This is a genomic window from Micromonospora sp. NPDC047465 (assembly GCF_040643125.1).
Taxonomy (GTDB): domain Bacteria; phylum Actinomycetota; class Actinomycetes; order Mycobacteriales; family Micromonosporaceae; genus Micromonospora.
Genome location: NZ_JBEYTP010000003.1, coordinates 254,727 through 274,899, shown reverse-complemented (window position 1 = coordinate 274,899; position 20,173 = coordinate 254,727). Strand labels below are relative to the sequence as shown.

General features: G+C 75.4%; 21 protein-coding genes. 8 read left to right on the top strand and 13 right to left on the bottom strand.

Features of this window, described 5'->3' with window-relative positions:
• Positions 1-186: 186 nt before the first annotated feature.
• The 3 genes from ABZ793_RS05290 to ABZ793_RS05280 form a co-directional block, all read right to left on the bottom strand.
• Positions 187-1,386, bottom strand: coding sequence for a mechanosensitive ion channel family protein (locus ABZ793_RS05290; protein WP_357452195.1), 1,200 nt, complete (start codon positions 1,384-1,386; stop codon positions 187-189).
• Between the two features lie 82 nt (positions 1,387-1,468).
• Entirely contained in the window at positions 1,469-2,290 is an 822-nt protein-coding gene (locus ABZ793_RS05285; RefSeq protein WP_357452192.1) for a DUF1206 domain-containing protein, read from the bottom strand.
• 60 nt (positions 2,291-2,350) lie between these two features.
• Entirely contained in the window at positions 2,351-2,716 is a 366-nt protein-coding gene (locus ABZ793_RS05280; RefSeq protein WP_357452190.1) for a hypothetical protein, read from the bottom strand.
• Between the two features lie 95 nt (positions 2,717-2,811).
• Here ABZ793_RS05280 and ABZ793_RS05275 point away from each other — a divergent pair, with 95 nt between their 5' ends.
• Entirely contained in the window at positions 2,812-4,038 is a 1,227-nt protein-coding gene (locus ABZ793_RS05275; RefSeq protein WP_357452187.1) for a cysteine desulfurase-like protein, read from the top strand.
• Complete coding sequence (locus ABZ793_RS05270) at positions 4,035-4,322, top strand: GNAT family N-acetyltransferase (protein WP_350706281.1); 288 nt, start codon at positions 4,035-4,037, stop codon at positions 4,320-4,322. The genes ABZ793_RS05275 and ABZ793_RS05270 overlap by 4 nt, the downstream gene beginning before the upstream one ends.
• A gap of 44 nt (positions 4,323-4,366) precedes the next feature.
• Here the strand turns inward: ABZ793_RS05270 and ABZ793_RS05265 are convergent, their stop codons facing one another.
• Positions 4,367-5,857: a glycoside hydrolase family 3 N-terminal domain-containing protein gene (locus ABZ793_RS05265; RefSeq protein ID WP_357452183.1), complete on the bottom strand. Its 1,491-nt coding sequence runs from the start codon at positions 5,855-5,857 to the stop codon at positions 4,367-4,369.
• Between the two features lie 186 nt (positions 5,858-6,043).
• On the opposite strand from ABZ793_RS05265, the gene ABZ793_RS05260 reads away from it, so the two are divergent.
• On the top strand, positions 6,044-6,166 hold the full coding sequence (locus tag ABZ793_RS05260) for a hypothetical protein (RefSeq protein WP_350686202.1): 123 nt from the start codon (positions 6,044-6,046) through the stop codon (positions 6,164-6,166).
• A gap of 91 nt (positions 6,167-6,257) precedes the next feature.
• Positions 6,258-7,208 (top strand): TIGR03557 family F420-dependent LLM class oxidoreductase, encoded by a 951-nt coding sequence (locus tag ABZ793_RS05255; protein ID WP_357452179.1) that lies wholly within the window; start codon positions 6,258-6,260, stop codon positions 7,206-7,208.
• 46 nt (positions 7,209-7,254) lie between these two features.
• On the opposite strand, the gene ABZ793_RS05250 is transcribed toward ABZ793_RS05255, so the two are convergent.
• From ABZ793_RS05250 to ABZ793_RS05240, 3 genes are read right to left on the bottom strand one after another with little or no spacing between them, the layout of a single operon-like run.
• Positions 7,255-8,079 (bottom strand): PH domain-containing protein, encoded by an 825-nt coding sequence (locus ABZ793_RS05250; RefSeq protein WP_357452176.1) that lies wholly within the window; start codon positions 8,077-8,079, stop codon positions 7,255-7,257.
• Positions 8,080-8,135: 56 nt separating this feature from the next.
• Positions 8,136-8,771 carry a helix-turn-helix domain-containing protein gene (locus ABZ793_RS05245; protein WP_357452173.1) on the bottom strand — a complete coding sequence of 212 codons (636 nt, stop codon included), beginning with the start codon at positions 8,769-8,771 and terminating at the stop codon, positions 8,136-8,138.
• Between the two features lie 46 nt (positions 8,772-8,817).
• Positions 8,818-9,651, bottom strand: coding sequence for a class I SAM-dependent methyltransferase (locus tag ABZ793_RS05240; RefSeq protein WP_357452170.1), 834 nt, complete (start codon positions 9,649-9,651; stop codon positions 8,818-8,820).
• Positions 9,652-9,812: 161 nt separating this feature from the next.
• On the opposite strand from ABZ793_RS05240, the gene ABZ793_RS05235 reads away from it, so the two are divergent.
• Positions 9,813-11,444: a RecQ family ATP-dependent DNA helicase gene (locus ABZ793_RS05235; RefSeq protein ID WP_357452167.1), complete on the top strand. Its 1,632-nt coding sequence runs from the start codon at positions 9,813-9,815 to the stop codon at positions 11,442-11,444.
• A 66-nt stretch (positions 11,445-11,510) separates the two neighbouring features.
• On the top strand, positions 11,511-12,014 hold the full coding sequence (locus tag ABZ793_RS05230) for a hypothetical protein (RefSeq protein ID WP_357452164.1): 504 nt from the start codon (positions 11,511-11,513) through the stop codon (positions 12,012-12,014).
• A 115-nt stretch (positions 12,015-12,129) separates the two neighbouring features.
• On the opposite strand, the gene ABZ793_RS05225 is transcribed toward ABZ793_RS05230, so the two are convergent.
• Together ABZ793_RS05225 and ABZ793_RS05220 are read right to left on the bottom strand one after the other, a co-directional pair.
• Positions 12,130-12,903, bottom strand: a complete 774-nt coding sequence (locus ABZ793_RS05225) for an ABC transporter permease (protein WP_357452161.1) — start codon at positions 12,901-12,903, stop codon at positions 12,130-12,132.
• Positions 12,896-13,864: an ATP-binding cassette domain-containing protein gene (locus ABZ793_RS05220; RefSeq protein ID WP_357452158.1), complete on the bottom strand. Its 969-nt coding sequence runs from the start codon at positions 13,862-13,864 to the stop codon at positions 12,896-12,898. Before ABZ793_RS05220 ends, ABZ793_RS05225 begins: the two co-directional genes overlap by 8 nt.
• Positions 13,865-13,961: 97 nt before the next feature.
• On the opposite strand from ABZ793_RS05220, the gene ABZ793_RS05215 reads away from it, so the two are divergent.
• Both ABZ793_RS05215 and ABZ793_RS05210 read left to right on the top strand, forming a co-directional pair.
• Positions 13,962-14,723, top strand: a complete 762-nt coding sequence (locus ABZ793_RS05215; protein WP_357452155.1) for a TetR/AcrR family transcriptional regulator — start codon at positions 13,962-13,964, stop codon at positions 14,721-14,723.
• A 79-nt stretch (positions 14,724-14,802) separates the two neighbouring features.
• Positions 14,803-15,837 carry a helix-turn-helix domain-containing protein gene (locus tag ABZ793_RS05210; RefSeq protein ID WP_357452152.1) on the top strand — a complete coding sequence of 345 codons (1,035 nt, stop codon included), beginning with the start codon at positions 14,803-14,805 and terminating at the stop codon, positions 15,835-15,837.
• Positions 15,838-16,013: 176 nt separating this feature from the next.
• On the opposite strand, the gene ABZ793_RS05205 is transcribed toward ABZ793_RS05210, so the two are convergent.
• From ABZ793_RS05205 to ABZ793_RS05190, 4 genes are read right to left on the bottom strand one after another with little or no spacing between them, the layout of a single operon-like run.
• A complete protein-coding gene (locus ABZ793_RS05205; RefSeq protein WP_357452149.1) occupies positions 16,014-16,997 on the bottom strand; it encodes a DNA topoisomerase IB in 984 nt (327 codons plus the stop codon).
• Positions 16,981-17,934: a glycosyltransferase family 9 protein gene (locus tag ABZ793_RS05200; RefSeq protein WP_357452146.1), complete on the bottom strand. Its 954-nt coding sequence runs from the start codon at positions 17,932-17,934 to the stop codon at positions 16,981-16,983. The genes ABZ793_RS05205 and ABZ793_RS05200 overlap by 17 nt, the downstream gene beginning before the upstream one ends.
• Positions 17,931-18,632 carry an SDR family oxidoreductase gene (locus tag ABZ793_RS05195; RefSeq protein ID WP_357452142.1) on the bottom strand — a complete coding sequence of 234 codons (702 nt, stop codon included), beginning with the start codon at positions 18,630-18,632 and terminating at the stop codon, positions 17,931-17,933. Before ABZ793_RS05195 ends, ABZ793_RS05200 begins: the two co-directional genes overlap by 4 nt.
• Complete coding sequence (locus ABZ793_RS05190) at positions 18,629-20,161, bottom strand: PfkB family carbohydrate kinase (RefSeq protein WP_357452139.1); 1,533 nt, start codon at positions 20,159-20,161, stop codon at positions 18,629-18,631. The genes ABZ793_RS05195 and ABZ793_RS05190 overlap by 4 nt, the downstream gene beginning before the upstream one ends.
• Positions 20,162-20,173 lie beyond the last annotated feature (12 nt).

Genomic DNA, 20,173 nt, shown 5'->3' with positions numbered 1-20,173 from the left:
CGCGCAGCAGGTCCCCACGAAACGCCCGGTCAAACTTCCCGAGCCAGCGCACTCCGCCCGGTCACCCCACGAGGCACAACCCCACCCACACCTCCAACCGTCCCCAGCCCCCACAGGTCACGACCCTCCCCCGGCCCTCCCGCTCCCCCACTTCGCGGGGGCGGGGCGGGGACGAGGGTGCGGGGGTCAGCGGCGGGTTTCGGCGGCGGGCTCGTCGGGGCCGACGAAGGCCTCGCTGCGGGCGTCGCCGTCGTCGCTGCCGCCGAAGACCCGGGCGTCGTCGGGCACCTCGCCGTCGGCGAGGCGGCGCACCGGCCGGCGGGGCCGTACCCACTGCCACGGCAGGTTGCTCTCCGCGTCGCCGATCTCGGTACGCATCCGGGGCATCGCGGTCGGCCGCTGGTCCCGGATCCAGGCGACCAGGTGCTCGCGGACCAGGCAGCGCAGGTCCCACAGGCTGCCGGCGTCGGCCGCGCTGACCAGGGCGCGCACCTTGATCATGCCGCCGGTCGCGTCGGTCACCTGGAGCACGCAGACCCGGCCGTCCCACAGGTCGGTGCTCTCCACCAGGCGGCGCAGCTCCTCCCGCATGGCCTGCACCGGGATCGCCCAGTCGACGTCGAACTCGGCGGTGCCCAGCACGGCCGCCTCCGTGCGGGTCCAGTTCTGGAACGGCTTGGTGGTGAAGTACGAGGTGGGCAGGATCAGCCGGCGGTCGTCCCAGATCTGCACCACCACGTAGCTGAGGGTCAGCTCCTCGATCCGGCCCCACTCCCCCTCGACCACCACCACGTCGTCGAGGCGCACCGCGTCGCTGAAGGCGAGCTGGAGGCCGGCGAAGACGTTGCCCAGCAGGCTCTGCGCGGCGAGCGCGGCGACCACACCGACGACACCGGCGCTGGTCAGCACGCCGGCGCCGATGCCGCGTACGGCCGGGAAGGTCATCAGCATGACGCCGACCGCCAGGACGACGATCACCGCGATGGTCAACCGGCGCAGCATCACCACCTGGGTCCGCACCCGCCGCGCGTGCCGGTTGTCCGGCACGTCCACCCGGAACCGGGCGAGCGCCGTGTCCTCCGCCACCACGAGCAGCGAGGCGACCAGCCAGGCGACGCTCGCGATCACGCCGAGCACCAGCGCGTGCAGCAGCACCTGCCGCCACTGCTCGCCGACCGCGTAGCCGGTGCTGAAGCGGACGGCGAACTGGACGGCGAGGACCGTGGCGGCGACCTGGCTCGACCGGTGCGCGTGCTCGGTGAGCTCGGTCAGCAGCAGCGAGCGCCGGCCGAGCCGCCGGACCACGCGATGCACGACCTCGACGACGAACAGGGCGATCGCCGCCGCGGCGAGCGCGGCGACGATCGTCCCGAGGTAGCTCTGCACGGGTTCACTCCTCTTCCGGACCGGGCGGCCTGTTTCGGGGCAAAGGCCCAATAGTGCCCGACGGCCCCGGAATCGACCAGGCTCACACCTTGCGGTACCGGGACTGGAGGAAGCAGAACAGGCCGAAGGCGGCGATGCCGAGAGCCACGAGGGTGAGCAGCAGTTGACCGTACGACTGGTCGCGCAGCGTGTGCAGCGCCGCGTCCAGGCCCCGGGCCTTCTCCGGGTCGTAGTTGACGGCGGCCAGGACGACCAGCAGACCGGCGATGCCGTACGCGACGCCCTTCGCGACGTAGCCGGCGACGCCGAGCCGGCGGCCGAGCTGGCGGGTCCGCGGGCTCATCTCACCGCTCCTGAGATGCTTCTCGAAGCGCTTGACCAGCCCGTAGATCACCAGGCCGACGCCGATCGCGGCGAGCACGAGCCCGGCCAGGCCGACCAGCCAGCGACCGCCGGAGGACTCCATCGCCCGGCCGGTCAGCGCCTCCTGCTGGTCGGCGCTGTTCGAGCCGGCGTCCTTGAAGACCTTGACGGCCGTCCAGGCGAAGTAGAGGTAGACGAGGGTCCGCCCGAGCGAGGCCAGCCGCTCCCAGACCCGCTCCTTGCCGCGCTCGGCGCGGTGCCCGACCGCTGCCTCCAGCGCCTGCCAGATCGCCATGGCGAACAGGCCGACCGCGATGGTGACGACGAGGAACCTGCCCAGCGGCTGGGCGGCGATGGTGCGCAGCGCGCCGGACTGGTCGCCGTCGTCGGCGGGCTTCCCGAACGCGATCTGCAACGCCAGCCAGGCGAACAGGAGGTGCACGATGCCGTAGCCGATGAAACCGGCCCGGGCCAACAGTTCGAGCCACCGGCTGTTCGCCGTACGGGAGGCGGTGGCTTCGGCGTTCCAGGTGAGTGACATGGCGCCACAATCTCCGAATGCGAAGATCCCCAAACGTCGGCCACCGCCGCCCCGGGCGGGTCAGTTGCCGGGGTTCCTCGCCACCCGGATCTTGACCTCCTGGTCGGTGACGCTGTCCAGCGTCACGGAGAAGCCGCCGACCTCGGTGGCCTGCTGGCCGGTGGTCAGCGACAGCTGCTCGCCGGCCACCTCGACGGTCACCTGGTCGCCCTGCGCGCCGACCAGTTTGGCCTCCACGCCGAGGATGGTGGTGCTGGCCTCGACGCCACGGTCGAAGGTGACCGTGCAGGCGTCCAGGCCGCAGTCGGTGGAGGCGCCCTCGGAGCTGCAACCGGCCAGCAGGGCGACGCCGAGCGCCAGGCCGGCCAGCAGGCCGGCAGCCCGGCGGGTGGGGGTCAGCGGGGAGTAAACGCGTCGGTTCGTCACGCGGCCAAGGGTACGAGACGACCGCGACCCCGGCATTGTGATGATCATCCGCCCAGTTGGCGCCGGTGGCGGCCGGCGCGGTTAGGGTCCCGGGCATGCCGTTCGACATCGCCCGCACCCGCGCCGCCTACCCCGCCCTGGCCGAGGGCTTCGTCCACCTCGACGGGGCCGGGGGCACCCAGACCGCCGCGCCCGTGGTCGACGCGGTCGCCGACGCGATGCGCGCGGCCGTGGGCAACCGCAGCGCCGCGTTCCCGCCCGGCCGACGGTCGCTGGAGATGGTGGCCGCCGCCCGCGCGGCGGTGGCCGACCTGCTCGGCGCGGAAGCCGACGGGGTGGTGCTGGGCCCGAGCGCGACGGCGCTGACGTACACCCTGGCCCGGACCCTGGGCGCGGGCTGGCGGCCGGGCGACGAGGTGGTGGTCTCCCGGCTCGACCACGACGCGAACGTCCGCCCCTGGGTGCAGGCCGCCGAGGCGGCCGGCGCGACGGTGCGCTGGGCCGAGTTCGACCGGGACACCGGGGAGCTGCCGGCCGGGCAGTACGCGGACCTGGTCGGCGAGCGGACACGGCTGGTCGCGGTGACCGCCGGCAGCAACGCGATCGGCACCGTCCCCGACGTGGCGGCGATCGCCAAGACCGCGCACGCGGCCGGTGCGCTGGTCTGCGTCGACGGGGTGCACTCGGTGCCGCACGGCCCCACCGACCTCGCCGCGCTGGGCGCCGACTTCCTGGTCACCAGCGCCTACAAGTGGTCGGGGCCGCACCTGGCCGCGGTGGTGGCCGAGCCGGCCGTCTGGGAGCGACTGCGCCCGGCGAAGCTGCGGCCCTCCTCCGACGCCGTGCCGGACCGCTTCGAGTACGGCACGCCGAGCTTCCCGCTGCTGGCCGGGGTCGCCGCCGCGGTGGACCACCTGGCCGGGCTGGATCCGGCGGCCACCGGCAGCCGCCGGGAGCGGCTGCGGGCCGGGCTGACCGCCGCGCAGGCGTACGAGGAATCGCTGCTGGACCGGCTGCTCGGCGGGCTGGCCGGGCTGCCCGGCGTCCGGGTGCTCGGCTCCCCCGCCCGGCGCTGCCCGACGGTGTCGTTCCGGCTGGCCGGGCTCTCCCCGCAGCGCACCCAGGAGGAACTGGGCGCGGTGGGGTTCTGCCTCTCCGCGGGCGACTACTACGCCTACGAGTACTTCCAGGCGACGGGGCTGCGGGACAGCGGCGGGGCGGTGCGCGCCAGCATCTACCACTACAACACGGCCGACGAGGTGGACCGGTTGCTCGCCGAACTGGACCGGCTCGCCGGTGGCGGGGGCAGAATGGCCGGGTGAGCACCCTGGTCGAGGACAACCCCGCCAAGCACCGGTTCGAGATCCTGGTCGACGACGCGCTGGCCGGGTTCACCGCGTACCTGCCGCGCGGCGAGGTGCTGGTCTTCACCCACACCGAGGTGGACCCGAAGTTCCAGAACATGGGCGTCGGCGCGACGCTGGTCCGGGACACCCTCGACCAGCTCCGCGAGCGCGGCACGAGAGTGGTGCCGCGCTGCCCGTTCATGGCCGCCTTCATCGACCGCCACCCCGAGTACGCCGACCTGGTCGTCCCCGAGGCGTAGCCGGGGCGACCCGGGCGGTCGGCGACGTCGGCAGGGCGGGCGGGTCAGCGACCGGTCAGCAGCTCGGCGGCGGCGCGGGCGGCGGCCCGGGTGGCGCCGTGGGTGGCGACGTGGACGGCACCGGTGACCGCCTCGGGCACGCCCAGCTCGACCACGACCGCGTCCGGGCGGGCGGCCAGCGCGCGGCCCACCGCCGCCCGCACCCAGTCGTGCCGGTGCAGGTCGCGCACCACCAGCACCACGCACCGGCCGGCCGCACCGGCGGTCGGGTCGGCGGGCACGTCGGCCTCGGCGTACCGGGCGGTGGTGGTGCCGGCGAGCAGGTCGGCCAGCGGGGCGGCCAGGCCCCACGGCGTCTCCGGGCCGATCGCGATGTTGCGCGGCGGCTCGAACTCCACCACGTGCGCGGGGCCGGCCAGCGGCAGCGCGCCGACGCCGTCGGGCGCGGTGGTGACCCGCAGCGCCCGCCGGGCGGCGGCCAGCCCGACGGCGGAGCCCTCGGCGGAGGGGCGAGGCCGGGGCGGCCGCTCGGCGCGCGCGGTCACCGTCCAGGCGGCGAGCTGGCCGACCCGCTTGGCCGCCTCGGCGAGGCGTTCCTCCGGCAGGTCGCCGGCGACGACGGCGGCGACGATGGCGTCCCGCAGCAGCCGCGCCGACTCCTCGTCGGCCCGCTCGCCGCCGATGCAGATCGCGTCGGCCCCGGCCGCGAGGGCACGCACCGTCGCGCCAGCGAAGCCGTACCGGCCGGCGACGGCCCGCATCTCCACCGCGTCCGTGACCACGACGCCGGAGAAGCCCAGCTCGTCGCGGAGCAGCCCGCCCAGGATCCGGCCGCTGAGGGTGGCCGGCAGTTCTGGGTCCAGCGCCGGCACCAGCAGGTGGCCGGTCATCACCGCCTGCACGCCGGCGGCCACGGCGGCCCGGAACGGGGCCAGCTCGACGGCGTCGAGGCGGGCCCGGTCGGCCGCGATCCGGGGCAGGGCGTGGTGCGAGTCGACCCGCGTGTCCCCGTGCCCGGGGAAGTGCTTGGCGCAGGCGGCGACCCCGCCGGCCTGGAGGCCGCGCACCCAGGCGGCGGTGTGCCGGGCGACCAGCGCCGGCTCCGCGCCGAAGGAGCGCACGCCGATCACCGGGTTGGCCGGGTTGGAGTTGACGTCGGCGTCCGGCGCGTAGTCCAGGGTGATCCCGAGCGCGGCGAGGTCGGCGCCGAGGTCCCGGGCGACCTGCTCGGTCAGCGCCGGGTCGTCCACCGCGCCGAGGGCGAAGTTGCCGGGCCGGGAGCTGCCCCGGGCGGACTCGATCCGGGTCACGTCGCCGGCCTCCTCGTCGATGGCGACGACGACGTCGGGGCGCTCGGCGCGCAGGGTGGCGGTCAGCGCGGCCACCTGCTCCGGGTCGACCACGTTGCGGGCGAAGAGCACCACCGAGCCGAGCCCCTCGCCGAGCCAGCGGCGGATCCAGGGCGGCGGGGTGGTGCCGACGAAGCCGGGCTGCAGGACGGCGGCGGCCAGGGCCGCCAGGCTTCCGGCGCTCACGCCGTCACCTCGGCCCGCCCGCGTGGTGTCTGATGGTTCGCTCGCTCATGCGGTCGTCGTACCCCCGTCTTCTCCGCGCCCGGCGGCCCGCCACCGGCGGCGGTGCTGCCATGGTCACACCGCCCGACTGAATAGTCAATAAACCTTACAGTTGCCGTCGGGCGCGGAGCTGGGGACAGTTCGGGGATGGATCCCCTGCTGCTGGCCGACGCGACGAGCCCGGCCGACGTCCCCGGCGTACGCCTACTCGGCCTGGTGGTCGGCGGCCTGCTACTGCTCGCCGCGATCCGTGCGATGTTCCGGCGCTGATCTCCGCCCGCGCTGCCCGGCCGGTTCCGACGGCGGCCACCGGGGTACCGCCTGCCTCGTTGGACCCGGTACGACACGGCGAGGGGGAAGCATGAGGATCGGCTATTTTCTGTCCACGGAGGAGTACGCGCCGGCGGAGCTGCTCGAACAGGCGCGCGCCGCGGAGCGGGCCGGCTTCGAGGCGCTCTGGATCTCCGACCACTACCACCCGTGGACGGACGCGCAGGGGCAGAGCCCCTTCGTCTGGTCGGTGATCGGCGCGCTCAGCCAGGTCTGCCGACTCCCGGTCACCACCGCCGTCACCTGCCCGACGGTGCGCGTCCACCCGGCGATCGTCGCCCAGGCGGCGGCCACCAGCGCGGTCATGCACTCCGGCCGGTTCGTGCTCGGGGTGGGCAGCGGCGAGGCGCTCAACGAGCACATCCTCGGCGGCGTCTGGCCGCAGACCGACGTCCGGCTGGAGATGCTTGAGGAGGCCGTCGCGGTGATCCGCGAACTCTGGCGGGGCGGCTTCGTCAACCACCACGGCCGGCACTACACCGTCGAGCACGCCCGGATCTACACGCTGCCGGACACTCCCCCGCCGATCTACGTGTCGGGCTTCGGCCCGAAGGCCGTCGACCTGGCCGCCCGGATCGGCGACGGCTTCGTCAACACGTCCCCCGACGCCGATCTGGTCCGGCGGTTCCGCGAGGGCGGCGGCGGCGACAAGCCGTGCCAGGCCGGCTTCAAGGCGGCGTACGCGCAGACCGAGGAGGAGGGAATGCGGATCGCGTACGAGCGCTGGCCGAACGCCGGAGTGCCGGGAGAACTGTCCCAGGTGCTGCCCTCGCCGCGGCACTTCGAGCAGGCCGCCAATCTGGTCCGGCCGGAGATGATGAAGGACGCGTTCGTCTGCGGGCGGGACGCCGACGCGCACCTGACCAAGATCGACGAGTACGCCAAGGCCGGCTTCGACGAGGTCTACGTCGCCAACACGGGGCCGAACTGGCCGGGCATGCTCGACCTCTACCAGCGCGAGGTGTTCCCGCGCCTGCGCTGAAGCCACAGGGCTACCGGGTGGCTCGCCGGGGCGGGGTGCCCGGTGCTCACGCCAGGCCCACCGCCCGGCGCAGCCGGTCGTACCCCTCGGGCGTGCCGATGGCGGCGCGCTCGTCGGGGCGATCCACGTAGTACCGGATCACGTCGGCGAGGAGCCACGGATGCACCCGGAGCCAGGAGAGCACCAGCCGGGGCGCCGTGGCCGAGCCGCGCAGCAGGCCACGCCGGTCGACCGACTCGGGACGGGCCACGGTGAGCACCAAGTGGTCCCCGGTCGGCTGGCGGGCCGGGGTGCCGGGGCGCAGCGCCGCCCAGGGAATCGTCCGACGGCCGAACGGCTCCCGGACCTCGACCGCGGACGGGGTGATGTCGATCCGCGGCCACCCGCCGAACACCGCCGCGACGAACACCGCGATGATGAGCGCGGCCACCGCCACCATGACGGCCGGCGGTACCACCAGCGCGTACCGGAGCGGGGCCGGCGGGGCGTCGGGGGCGTCGAGCCACTCGAAGTCCGCAACCGTGACGGTCGCGTTCGTGATCGCCAGCACCTGTCCGGCGACGAACCAGCCGAAGCCGGGACCGGGCGGCACCCGCAGCCGGGCATGACCGGGCAGCGTCAGCTCCGCCGGCCGCCGCCACGGGCCCCTGGTGCTCAACGCCGCCGCGACGAGGGCCGGCAGGGCCAGCCCGAACGGCACCGAGTGCAGCAGCAGGCCGGCCCAGAGGCCGCGCGGCTGCCACTGGGTCACGGCGACCGTCCACGCCGCCGCGATCAGCAGGGCCGCGACGACGAGCAGCCGGGGGAAGCCAGCGACAGCGCCACGCCGTGCTCTGGCGGAGGCGATCGGCCCGGGGGCGGCGGGGCGCATGGCCGCAATCATGGCCCATGCCTGCCACCCGCACCTGTGGGGCGGCGGCCCGTGACTCAGCCGTCGGCCGGGGCGATGCCGCGTAGCAGGGTGACGACCAGGTCGTCGACGGTCCGCGCGGGCAGCTCGGCCGGGGCCGGCGCGGCCGGGTCGAGCAGGTGGCCGAGCACCAGGTCGTGACAGACCCCGACGACCAGGGCCGCGACGGCGTCGGGCCGGGCGTCCGGGGCCACCCGGCCGAGCCGCTGCTCCGCCCGCAGGTAGTCGGCCAGCTCCGCACGCACCGAGCCGCCCGCGGCGGGACTGGGCAGCTCCGCGAAGCGGGCGAGCACCCGGGGCTGGTGCAGCAGCCCGGCGAAGGCCGGCAGGACCGCCGCGTGCAGCGCGAGGGCCCGGGTGAGGTGCGCGCGCAGGTTCGCCCCGACGGTCCCGGTGCCCGGCTCCGGCGCCGGCCCGCCCGCCCGCTCCTCGGCGGCGCGGACGTGGGCGTGCAGCGCGTGCGCGAGCAACTCCTCCTTGTCGGCGAAGTGGTTGTAGAGCACGCCGTCGGCCACGCCGGCGGCCCGGGCGATGTCGCGCACGGTCAACCCGGCCACGCCACGGTCGGCGATCAGCCGCTCCGCCGTGGCGATCAGGTGATCGCGCAGACTCCGGTCGCCGCCCCGCAGGGCCGCCGCTGTCCTGGGTGACATCACCCGAATCGTAGAGACGTCGTCGGAGGCCGGCCGACCGCCCCGGTCAGCCGGGGCGGCGGGCGGTGACCAGCCAGGCGGTGCCGCGCAGGCGTACCGCGTCGGGCTGCTCGTACCGGCGCAGCGCCTCGGTCAGCGCGGCGGTGGCCCGGTCGACGGTCGCCCGGTCCACGCGGTCGAACTGGTGACGGATCGGCCCCCAGCCGGCCAGGAAGGCGGCGGCATCGGCGGCGTCCCGTCCCCAGACCTGGGGCGCCTCGACGGCGGCGCAGTCGACGTCGGTGAAGCCGGCCGCGGTGAGCACCCGGTCGACCACCGCCGGGTCGGCCAGCGACAGCGGCTCGGCCACCCCCGTCCCGTCCCCGTCCGGCGGGGGCAGGTGGGCGGCGAGGGCGGCGAGCACCTGGCCGAGGTCACGACGGCGGATGTCGTCCATGCAGAGGAAGGCGAGGCGACCACCGGGCCGCAGCGCGCGGCCGAGGTTGGCGAAGGCGGCCACCGGGTCGGCGAAGAACATCACCCCGAAGCGGCTCAGCGCCACGTCGAACGCCCCTGGCGGGAACGGGTGGACCTGCGCGTCGGCCTGGTGGAACCGGACGTTGTCCACCCGCTCGGCGACGGCCCGGTTCCGGGCCCGCTCCAGCATGGGGGCGGAGAGGTCGACGCCGAGCGCCTCGCCGGTGCCCGCCCGCCCGGCCGCCAGCCGGGTGAGCTGGCCGTTGCCGCAGCCGACGTCGAGGACCCGGTCACCGGGGCGTACGGCCGCCAGCAGGGCCTCGTTGAACCCGCTGTTCACCGCGTCGTAGCGGTCGTGGTGCGCGGCCCAGTGCCGCCCCTCGTAACCGTTCCACGCCTGCGCCTGCTGCTCGTTGACGATCATCGACCACCTCCGGAACGTAATGAACAACCGTTCATGAACGAGTGTTCATAGTGGCTGGCGGGTGTCCCGGCTGTCAACGGAGCCGGCCGTCGGGGGACCGTCCGCGCCACACCCCCGGCGGCGGTTTCGCCGCTGATCACGGCGGGTACCTCCGGCCCTCGATGAAACTGTCCACGCACTCCACGACCCTGCGCCGCGCGGCCAGGAGCCTCTTCGGCTGGACGGCGCTGCGGCCCCACCAACTGGCCGCCATGCGGGCGGTGATGAAGCGCCGCGACGCCCTGGTGGTGCTGCCCACCGGCGCCGGCAAGTCGGCGATCTACCAGATCCCGGCCAGCCTGATCCCCGGCCCGACCGTGGTGATCTCCCCGCTGCTCGCCCTCCAGCAGGACCAGATCGCGGCCCTCGACGAGCGGCAGCGGCCGGAGCTGCGCGCGGTGCGGATCAGTTCCGCCGAGTCGCCCGCCCAGCAGGCCGAGGCGATCGCCGAGATCCGCGACGGGCGGGCGGAGTTCCTCTTCATCACCCCGGAGCAGCTCGCCAACCCCGACCGGACTGCCGAGGTGAAGTCGCTGAAGCCGGCGCTGGTGGCGATCGACGAGGCGCACTGCATCTCCGCGTGGGGGCACGACTTCCGCCCGGACTACCTGGCGCTCGGCCACCTCGTCGAGGGCATCGGCCGGCCACCGGTGGTGGCGCTGACGGCGACCGCCTCACCGCCCGTACGCGACGACATCGTCGCCCGGCTCCGGCTGCGCGAGCCCGAGGTGGTGGTCTCCGGGCTGGACCGGCCGAACCTGTTCCTCGAGGTCGCCCACTGCCCGACGGAGGACTACCGGTGGCGGCGGCTGCTCGCCCTGCTGCGCGACGACACCCGGCCCGGCATCATCTACGTACCCATTCGGCGCTCCGCGCAGGAGCTGGCGGCCCGGCTCACCGACGCCGGGTTCCCGGCGCAGTACTACCACGGCGGCATGGCGGCCGGCGCCCGCGCCGAACTGCACGAGGCGTTCCTCGCCGACCAGGTGCCGATCATGGTGGCCACCTCGGCGTTCGGGATGGGCATCGACAAGCCCAACATCGCGTGGGTGGTCCACGTGGCGCTGCCCGACTCGCCGGACAGCTACTTCCAGGAGATCGGGCGGGCCGGCCGGGACGGCGCGCCGGCGCGGGTGCTGCTGCTCTGGCAGGCCGAGGACGTCGGGTTGCAACGGTTCTTCAGCGGCGGGCTGCCGGACGAGACGGAACTGCGCGACCTGTCCGCGCTGCTGCGCAAGCAGGCGCGCACCAGGAGGGAACTGCGCGAGGTCACCGGCCTGGGCCCGCGCAAGCTCGGCCAGTACCTCGCCCTGCTGGAGCAGGTCGGCGCGGCCGAGACGCGAACGAGGCAGCGCGTCGGCGCGCCCCGCTACTCCCCCACGCCCGTGGACGCCGCCGCGGCGGCCCTGGCCGAGGCGGAGCGGCGGCAGAGCGTGACCCGGTCGCGCACCGACATGATGCGGGCCTTCGCCGAGACCACCGCCTGCCGGGGGCAGACGCTGCTGGCCTACTTCGGCGAGCAGATGACCGAGGTCTGCGGGCACTGCGACAACTGCCACGCCGGCACCAGCACCGCCGACGACGGCGCGGTCGGGCCGTTCCCGGTGCACAGCCAGGTCCGGCACCCGGAGTGGGGCCCCGGCCTGGTGCTGAGCTACGAGGAGGACCGGATGACGGTTCTCTTCGACGAGGTGGGGTACAAGACGCTGTCCGTCAGCGTGGTGTCCGAACAGGGCCTGCTGACGCTCGACTAGCCTGAGCCGGGCACCGCTGGCGGGGCCGTGGACGACGAGCGATTCAGTGCGGGAAGGGGCGTTGCCGTGATCGAGCAGCCGGCGTACACCGGGTTCGGGTTCTCCGACGAGGAATGGGGACTGCTGGTCGGCCTGCCGCAGTCGGTGCTGACCGCGGCGAGCGCCGCCGAGTCCGACGGCACCAGGCGCACCATGGCGGAGAACGCCGCCGGGATGGAGACCATCTCCGCCGGCCGGGAGTCGGCCAGCCCGCTGGTCGCCGCCGTCGCCGGGGAGGTCGTCTCCCGGGTGGGCGACCCCGAGGCCGGCGAGGAGCTGCCGGTCATCGCGCCGTCCGACCCGCGGGCCTACCTGGAGGACGTGCTGGGCCGGGCCAAGGAGGCGGCGGCGCTGCTGGCGGCCAAGGTGGACGAGGGCGAGGCCGGGGCGTACAAGCACTGGCTGGTGGACATCGCCGAGCAGGTGGTGGGCGCGGCGTCCAGCGGCGGCATCCTCGGCCTCGGCGGGGACGTGGTCAGCGACTCGGAGCGGCGCTTCCGCGACCGGCTCGCCCAGGTGCTCAACGACTGACACGTCGACGACGGCGGCGCCGGACGAGGTCCGGTGCCGCCGTCGCCCGTTCCAGGTGACCGCCGGCGCGCGTCCGGCGCGGGCGGCCGGGCCGGGCCGGGCCGGCGCGCGGCGCTCAGGCGACCCGGCGGCGGAACAGCACCACGCTCGCCAGCACGGCGACGAGCAGGATGCCGAGGCACCAGGCCACGGCCCAGGCCGGAGCCGTACCCGTCGGGGTGTCCAGCAGCAGGGCCCGCAGCGTCTCGATGACGGGCGTGACCGGCTGGTTGTCGGCGAAGCCGCGCAGCCAGCTCGGCATGGTATCCACCGGCACGAACGCGCTGCTCGGGTAGGGCAGGAACATCACCAGGAAGGTGAAGCCGCCGGCCGCCTCCGGGGTGCGGGCCAGCAGGCCGAACGCGGCCGAGAGCCACGACACGGCGAGCAGGAAGAGCAGCAGCACCCCGAACGCGGCCAGCCAGCGCAGCGGCGCGACGGTCGGGCGGAAGCCGATGGCGACGGCGACGGCGAGCACCAGCACGGTGGAGACGGTGTTGCGGACGACGCTGGCCACGACGTGCCCGCCGAGGATCGCGGCGGCGCTGACGTCCATCGTGCGGAACCGCTCGATCACCCCTTCGGTCAGGTCGGTGGTCACGCTGACGGCCGTGCCCGCCGCCCCGAAGCCGGCGCAGAGCAGCAGCACGCCGGGGACGACGTAGGTGACGTACCGGGTGCCGGTGTCGATCGCGCCGCCGAACAGGTAGACGAAGAGCAGCATCAGGATCACGGGTAGCAGCAGCGAGGTCAGCAGCGCGTCGACGTTGCGCCGGGACAGCCGCAGGCAGCGCGCCGCCATCACGAGCGCCTCGCCGGCGCGGGAGGGCCGCAGGGTCAGCTCAGACACGGGTCACCTCCCGCGCGGCCGCCACCGGGTCGTCGGTGAGGGTGAGGAAGACGTCGTCCAGGGTGGCCTCGCGGACGGTGAACCGGGCGAGGCCCTGCCCGTCCGGGTCGACCTCGTCGAGCAGGTGCCGGACGTGCGGCGCGCCCCCGTCGGTCGCGACCGCCAACTCCAGCCGGGCCGGGTCGCGGTGCGTGACCCGGTCGCCCAGGCGGCGCTCGGCCGCGGCGAAGCTCGGCGCGTCGCGCAGCGTCAGCTCCAGGCGGTGGGCGCCGAAGCGGCGCTTGAGGTCGCCCGCGCTGCCCTCGGCGGCGAGCCGGCCGCCGTGCAGCACCGCGATCCGGTCCGCCAGCCGGTCGGCCTCCTCCAGGTACTGGGTGGTGAGCAGCACCGTCACCCCCGCCCCGGCCAGCTCGGCCACCACCTCCCACAGCCCCTGCCGGCTGCGCGGATCGAGGCCGGTGGTGGGCTCGTCGAGGAAGATCACGGACGGCTCGCCGACCAGGCTGGCCGCGAGGTCGAGGCGGCGGCGCATGCCGCCGGAGTAGGTCGCCACCCGCCGTCCGGCGGCGGCGACCAGGTCGAAGCGCTCCGTCAGGTCGGCGGCCCGTCGCCGGGCGGCGACCGGGGACAGCCCGGCCAGCCGGGCCATCATGCGCAGGTTCTCCGTGCCGGTCTGCTGGCCGTCGAGCGCCGCGTGCTGGCCGGCGAGGCTGATCGTCCGCCGCACCCGGCGCCGGTCGCGCACCACGTCGTGACCGTCCACCCGGGCCACGCCCCCGTCGGGGGTGGCGAGCGTGGCCAGGATCCGGACGGTCGTCGTCTTCCCGGCCCCGTTCGGGCCGAGCAGGGCGTACACGCTGCCCCGGGCGACCCGCATGGTCAGGCCGTCGAGCACGGTGACCCCGCCGTACGACTTGCGTAGGTCGATCGTCTGCACCGCCTCAGGTGCTGCTGCCCCCATCGCCACTCACCCTCCGCATTCCGCGTATGACGTACGCTATTCTGCGTAGACCATACGCAGAGGCTAGGATGACGGTCAAGCGGATCGGGAGGTGAGGGTGAGCGACGCCGACGTCGAGCTGCCCGAGAGCGTGGAGATCGCCTGGGGCCTGCGCGAACGCCCTGGGAAGGGCCCCAAGCGCAGCCTCAGCCTGGAGCAGGTGGTGGCCGCCGGCATCCGGGTGGCCGAAGCCGAGGGACTGCCGGCGGTGTCGATGAGCCGCGTCGCCGGCGAGCTGGGCGTCGGCACCATGTCGCTCTACCGTTACGTCTCCGCCAAGAGCGACCTGCTGGAGCTGATGGCCGACGCCGCGTACGGCGATCCGCCGCCGCCGCGCGGCGCGGACGAGGGGTGGCGGCCGGCGCTGGCCCGCTGGGCGCTGGGCAACGCGACAGTGATCCACCGTCACCCGTGGACCCGGCACGTCCCGGTCGGCGGCCCGCCGATGGGCCCCAACCAGGTGCGCTGGATGGAACAGGGGCTGGACACCCTGCGCGGCACCGGCCTGCGCGCCGCCGAGCGCATCTCGACGATCCTGCTGGTCAGCGGGTACGCCCGGCACTGGGCCACCCTGACGGCGGACATCACCGAGGCGGCGGCGCGGACCAGGATCAGCCCGGAGGAGGCCGGCGCACGCTACTGGCAGCAGCTCGCCCGGCTGACCCGGCACGGCCCGTACCCGGCGATCCGCGCGCTGCTGGCCGACGGCGTCGCCGCCGACGACGACGCGGAGGAGTTCGACGCGGAGTGGCAGTTCGGCCTCGACCGGGTGCTCGACGGCGTCGAGGTGCTGGTCCGCAGCCGCTCGGCGGCGGACTGAGCCTCAACCCTCCCTGGCCGCCGCCGGCCGCGTCGCCCACAATGGCCACCGGACGGAGAGCACGGGACGGGGAGCGGGGATGCTGCGGCGGACCACCATCGACACGGAACAGGTTCCGGCAGCCGACCGCTTCGGGATGTGGCTCGACATGGTGGCCCGTACGGCGACGCCGCTGCGGATCCGGACGGAGCACGCGCACGACTTCGCCGCCCGAGCCGAGATCATCGAGCTCGGCCCGATCCAGGTGGTCAACTACCGGTACCCGTCGCTGGACTGCGTCCGGACGCCGAAGCTGGTGCGCCAGTCGGATCCAGAGGTCTACATGCTGGCGCTGACCGTCAACGGCGACGGCGTGGTCAGCCAGGCCGGCCGGAGCAGCATGCTGGGGCCCGACGAGTTCACCTTCTACCACGCCTCGCGTCCGCACGGCGTCCGGCACCTCGGCGACGACCAGGGTCAGGAGGCGGCCCGGTCGGTGGTGGCGCTCATCCCGCACGGCGCGCTGCCGCTGCCGCCGGACCGGCTGGCGCCCCTGCTCGGCGGCCGGATGTCGGGCACCGAGGGGATCGGCGCGCTGCTGGCGCAGTTCCTCGTCCAGGTCGCCAACCATCCCGAGCAGTACCATGCCGCCGACGCCGCCCGGCTCGGCACCGTCGCGCTGGACCTCGCGTCCACCATGCTCGGTCGGCACCTGGTGGCCGAGGACGCCGTGCCCACCGAGGTACGCCGGCGCGCGCTGGTCACCCAGGTCCAGGGCTACATCCAACGGCACCTGGGCGACGCGACGCTGAGCCCCCAGGTGGTGGCGGACGCCCACCACATCTCACTGCGCAGCCTGCACCGGCTCTTCGAGGCCGAGGAGTCGACGGTCGCGTCGTACATCCGGGACCTGCGACTGGCGCGGTGCCGGCACGACCTGGCCGACCCGGGCCTGCGCAACCATCCGATCCAGGCGATCGCGGCACGCTGGGGTTTCCCCGACAAGGCGCACTTCAGCCGGGTCTTCCGGGCGGCCCACGGCATGACGCCGCAATCCTGGCGCGTCAGTCAGCCGGAGCCGGCACGGAAAGTCAACTCGACGGCGTCCACGGTCAACCCGGTCGGGGCAGACTGACATCCGAGGCGGCCGATCCCCTCCGCCGATGGCGACAGCGGGATCGGGCGCCAACGGGGGCCGTGGCGAGGCGCCCGCCGTCCATGGAGGCGGCGGGCGGCCGCCCGGTGACCACCCGGACTTGTCCTGGACCCCGGCCCCGTCGCCCACTCCCCCAGGACCGACGGCGGGGCCGGTCAGGCCTCCTCCAGCAGTTCCAGGACGATCTGCTCGGCCCTCTCCCGGGGCGTCCGCCCGTCGACCGGGGCCACCACACCGTCGTGGTAGAGGTCGACCACACGCGGGTCGACGTAGGACGTACGTGCCACGGTCGGGGTGTTGCCGAGCAGCTCCGCGACGTTCCGCATCACCCCCGCGACCGCCCTCCTCCGGGCGGTGACCGAACGCTGCGCCCCCGCCGTCGCCAGCGCGGTGGCGGCCAGCACGGTGGCGTGCCAGGTCCGGAAGTCCTTCGCGGTCATCTCCCCGCCGCTGGCGTCACGCAGGTACTCGTTGACCTCGTCGCTGCGCACGTCGCGCCAGTCCCGGCCGTCCCAGTAGCCGAACAGCCGGTCGGCCGCCCGCCGCCGGCGCCGCAGGTTGGTCAGCACCCGGCACAGCTCCGGGTCCTCGATCCGGCGCACCTGCGCGATGCCGCCCTTGGCGGGAAACTCGAACACCACGCAGCCGCCCCGGGACCGGGCGTGCTCCGGTCGCAGGGTCGACACCCCGAAGGTCGGGTCGTCGCCGGCCGCGTACTGGTCGCTGCCGACCCGGAACATGCCCATGTCCAGCAGCCGGGTGACCGTCGCCAGCACCCGGTCGCGGTTCAGCCCCCGGCCGGAGAGGTCCTGCCCGACCCGCTCGCGCAGCACCGGCAGCCGGCGGGCCACCTCCAGCACGTGGTCGAACTTCGCCTCGTCCCGCTTCTGCCGCCACGTCGGGTGGTAGAGGTACTGCTTGCGTCCCGCCGCGTCCACGCCGGTGGCCTGGATGTGTCCGTTCGGGTGCGGGCAGATCCACACGTCCCGCCAGGCCGGCGGGATCACCAGCTCCCGCAGCCGGCCCAGCGCGTCCGGGTCGCGGACCGGCTCGCCGGCCGGGTCGAGGAAGAGCCACCCCTTGCCGCGCCGGCGACGCCCGTACCCCGGCCTGCCCGGATCACTACGCCGCAACCGCACCGGAAACCCGCACCGCCTGTTCCGCCTCGTCCACGGCGGCCACCACCTCGTCGACACCCACGGCCGCCAACGTCGGATGCGTTCCTACCCCGTCCCACCTCGGCCAATCCCGTGCGCCGGCCCACAGCACCCGGTGCCGGGGGCGGTCCGGTGGCGGCCCCCACCGTGCCGGCGGGACCGGGCCGAAGAGCACCACGGAGGCGGTGCCGTAGCCGGTGGCCAGGTGCGCCACGCCGGTGTCCCCGCAGACCACCAGCCGCGCGTACGCGACCAGGGCCGCCAGCCCGGCCAGGCCCGTCCGGCCGGCCAGCACCGCCGCGCCGGGCAACCCCGCGTCGTACGCGACCCGCTCGGCGAGCGCCCGCTCGTCGGCGCTGCCGGTCAGCACCACCCGGTGCCCCCGGCGGGTCAGCTCCCGGGCGAGCGCGGCGAACCGCTCCGCCGGCCAGCGCTTGGCCGGGACCTTGGTGCCGGGGTGCAGCACGGTGGCCCCGGTCGGGGCGTCCCCCGCCGGCGGCCGGCGCAGCCCGAGGTCGGCCGGGTCCGCCGCCGTCCCGTACCAGCGCAACAGCCGGCACCAGCGGTGCACCTCGTGCTCGTCGTCGGCCCAGTCGGGGCCGTCGTGGTGGCCGGCGGCGGGGTTGGCGAAGGCGAGCAGCCGGCCCGGCCGGGTCTCGGCGAGCACGCGGTGGGACTCGGGGCCGCGGCCGTGCAGGTTGACGGCGAGGCGGGGCCTTCGCACGGCGGGGTCGAGGCGGCCGAGGCCGTCGGTGGGCACCAGCCGGTCGACGCCGCCGACGAGGTCGACCAGCGGGGCCAGCCAGGCGGGCGCGGCGAGGGCGAGTTCCTCGTCGGGGTGGGCGGTGCGCAGGGCGCGCAGGGCGGGGACGGCGGTGGCGAGGTCGCCGACGCCGAGGGCGCGCAGGGCGAGGATCACGGGTAGGAGGTTTCCTGTTCGGCGCAGACGACCATCTCGCGGACGGCGCAGCCGGGGGGCTGGGTGAGGGCGAACATGACGGCGGCGGCGGTGTCGGCGGGGTCGTTGAGGTTGGCGTCGGGGCCCGGCCGGTACTGGGGGTCGCGGTCGTCGAAGAAGGCGGTGCGCATGCCGCCGGGGATGAGCAGGGTGACGTTGACGGTGCCGGCGAGTTCGGCGGCGAGGGCGCGGGTGAAGCCGACGACCCCGAACTTGGCCGCGCAGTAGGCGGTGGCGTCGCTGACCGCCTTCACCCCCAACGTCGAGGCGACCGTGACGATGCTGCCCCGGGAGCTCTCCAGGAACGGCAGGGCGGCCCGGACGACGGCCGCCGTGGCGAGCAGGTCCACGGTCACGACGCGGTCCCAGGTCTCGCCGGGGAGATCGGCCAGCCGGCCCGGCACGTCCACCCCTGCCGCGGTGACCACCGCGTCCAGCCCGCCGGAGCGCTCGGCGAGCTGCCGGGTGGCGGCCTCGGCGGCCCGGGTGTCGGCCAGGTCGCACTCCACCCACGGCACCCCGTCCGCCGGCGCGTGCCGGTCCAGCACCACGGGCCGGCCGCCGGCCCGGGCCACCGCCGCGACCACGGCGGCGCCCAGGCCACTCGACCCGCCGGTGACCAGCACCGTCTGCCCGACCCCGGGCGGTGTGCCGCTCACCGGGTGCCCTCCGCCGTGCTCGGCCGCTGCGCCGACGCGCCCCCGGACCCGGGGCCGGGCGGCGGACAGGTCGGCGGCACGGTGTCGGTGAGCGGCGGCGCGTCGGCCGGAGCGGCGGCGGGGCCGGCCGACCGGGCCGCGGCGATCAGCCCGGTGGTGGAGCGGCCGTCCAGGTACGGCACCACCACGGTGTGCCCGCCCCAGCGGCGCAGCACGTCCGCCTCCGGCAGGGCGGGCTCGCCGCCGTCGCCGGCGTAGTCGCCGCCCTTGACCCAGACGTCCGGCCGCAGCCAGGACAGCGCCGCGTGTGGGGTGGACTCGTCGAAGATCATCACCGCGTCGACGCAGCTCAGCGCCGCGAGCAACCGGGCCCGGTCGCCCTGCGGGATCACCGGCCGGTCGGGGCCCTTCAGCCCGGACACGCTGGCGTCGGAGTTGACGCAGACGACCAGGCAGTCGCCGAGTTGCCGGGCGGCCTGCAACGTCGCCACGTGCCCGGCGTGCAGCAGGTCGAAGCAGCCGCCGGTGGCGACCACCGTGCCGCCGGCCGCGCGTACCGCCGACACCACGGCGGCGGCCGCGGCCACGCCGACCCGCTCCCCGCCGGGGCTGGACACCGCCGGCGGCAGCGGACGCGCCGGCGGCAGCGCCGTCGCCACTCCCCCGCCCGCCACGTACGCCGACGCCTCCGCGACCGCCTCCTGCACCGCCTCGGAGACCAGCGCGCCCCGCGCGAGGGCGAGGCTGGCGGTGGCGGCGAACCGGTCGCCGGCGCCGCAGGTGTCCCCCTCGGCGGTGGTCGGTGCGGAGACCACCAGCGGGGTCGAGCCGGCGTGGCAGAGCAGCGCGCCGTCCCCGCCCAGGGTCACCGCGACCGCGCCGGCCCGCCAGCGCTGCCGCAGCCCCTGCGCGTCCCGGGACGCGGTCGCCAGCCGGGTCGCGCCGGGCGGGGACTTGACCAGTTCCCGCACCTCGGACTCGTTCGGGGTGGCCAGGTGCACCCCCGGCACCGCCGCCGGTCCCCGCGGGTGGGGGTCCCAGACCACCGGCGCCCGGGTCTCGGCGAGGGCCGCCCGCAGCGCGGGCTGCCGGGCCACCCCCCGGCCGTAGTCGCTGACCAGCACGGCGGAGGCCCGGGCGATCACCCGCAGCACCGCGTCGGAGGGTTCACCCGGCGTGCCGGCGGCGCCGCCCCGGTCGTGGCGCAGCAGCACCCGGCCCCGGGCGCGCAGCCGGATCTTCTCCGGTGTGCCGCCGCGCAGGCCGAGGGCGTACACCTGCACCCCGGCGGCGTCGAGCAGCGAACTCAGCCGGGCCCCGCCGGCGTCGTCCGCCAACGCGGTCACCAGCACCACCTCCGCGCCCTGAGCGGCGGCGAAGACCGCCGCCAGTCCGGCACCGCCGGGCCGGTCGACGTGGACGGTCTCGTCCAGCACCGGCACCGGCGAGTCCGGACAGAGCCGGTTCACCACCCCCTCGACGTCGCGGTCCAGCAGGGTGTCGCCGACCACCACCACGGGTCCCGTCACGCTTCCCTCCTC

Coding starts and splice junctions, on each gene's coding strand:
- ABZ793_RS05250 (WP_357452176.1), bottom strand. CDS start 8,079: ATGCGCCCCGCCGCCCCCGGGCCGATCGCCTCCGCCAGAGCACGGCGT.
- ABZ793_RS05220 (WP_357452158.1), bottom strand. CDS start 13,864: ATGGGGGCAGCAGCACCTGAGGCGGTGCAGACGATCGACCTACGCAAG.
- ABZ793_RS05275 (WP_357452187.1), top strand. CDS start 2,812: ATGCCGTTCGACATCGCCCGCACCCGCGCCGCCTACCCCGCCCTGGCC.
- ABZ793_RS05240 (WP_357452170.1), bottom strand. CDS start 9,651: ATGATCGTCAACGAGCAGCAGGCGCAGGCGTGGAACGGTTACGAGGGG.
- ABZ793_RS05260 (WP_350686202.1), top strand. CDS start 6,044: ATGGATCCCCTGCTGCTGGCCGACGCGACGAGCCCGGCCGACGTCCCC.
- ABZ793_RS05285 (WP_357452192.1), bottom strand. CDS start 2,290: ATGTCACTCACCTGGAACGCCGAAGCCACCGCCTCCCGTACGGCGAAC.
- ABZ793_RS05255 (WP_357452179.1), top strand. CDS start 6,258: ATGAGGATCGGCTATTTTCTGTCCACGGAGGAGTACGCGCCGGCGGAG.
- ABZ793_RS05210 (WP_357452152.1), top strand. CDS start 14,803: ATGCTGCGGCGGACCACCATCGACACGGAACAGGTTCCGGCAGCCGAC.
- ABZ793_RS05245 (WP_357452173.1), bottom strand. CDS start 8,771: ATGTCACCCAGGACAGCGGCGGCCCTGCGGGGCGGCGACCGGAGTCTG.
- ABZ793_RS05235 (WP_357452167.1), top strand. CDS start 9,813: ATGAAACTGTCCACGCACTCCACGACCCTGCGCCGCGCGGCCAGGAGC.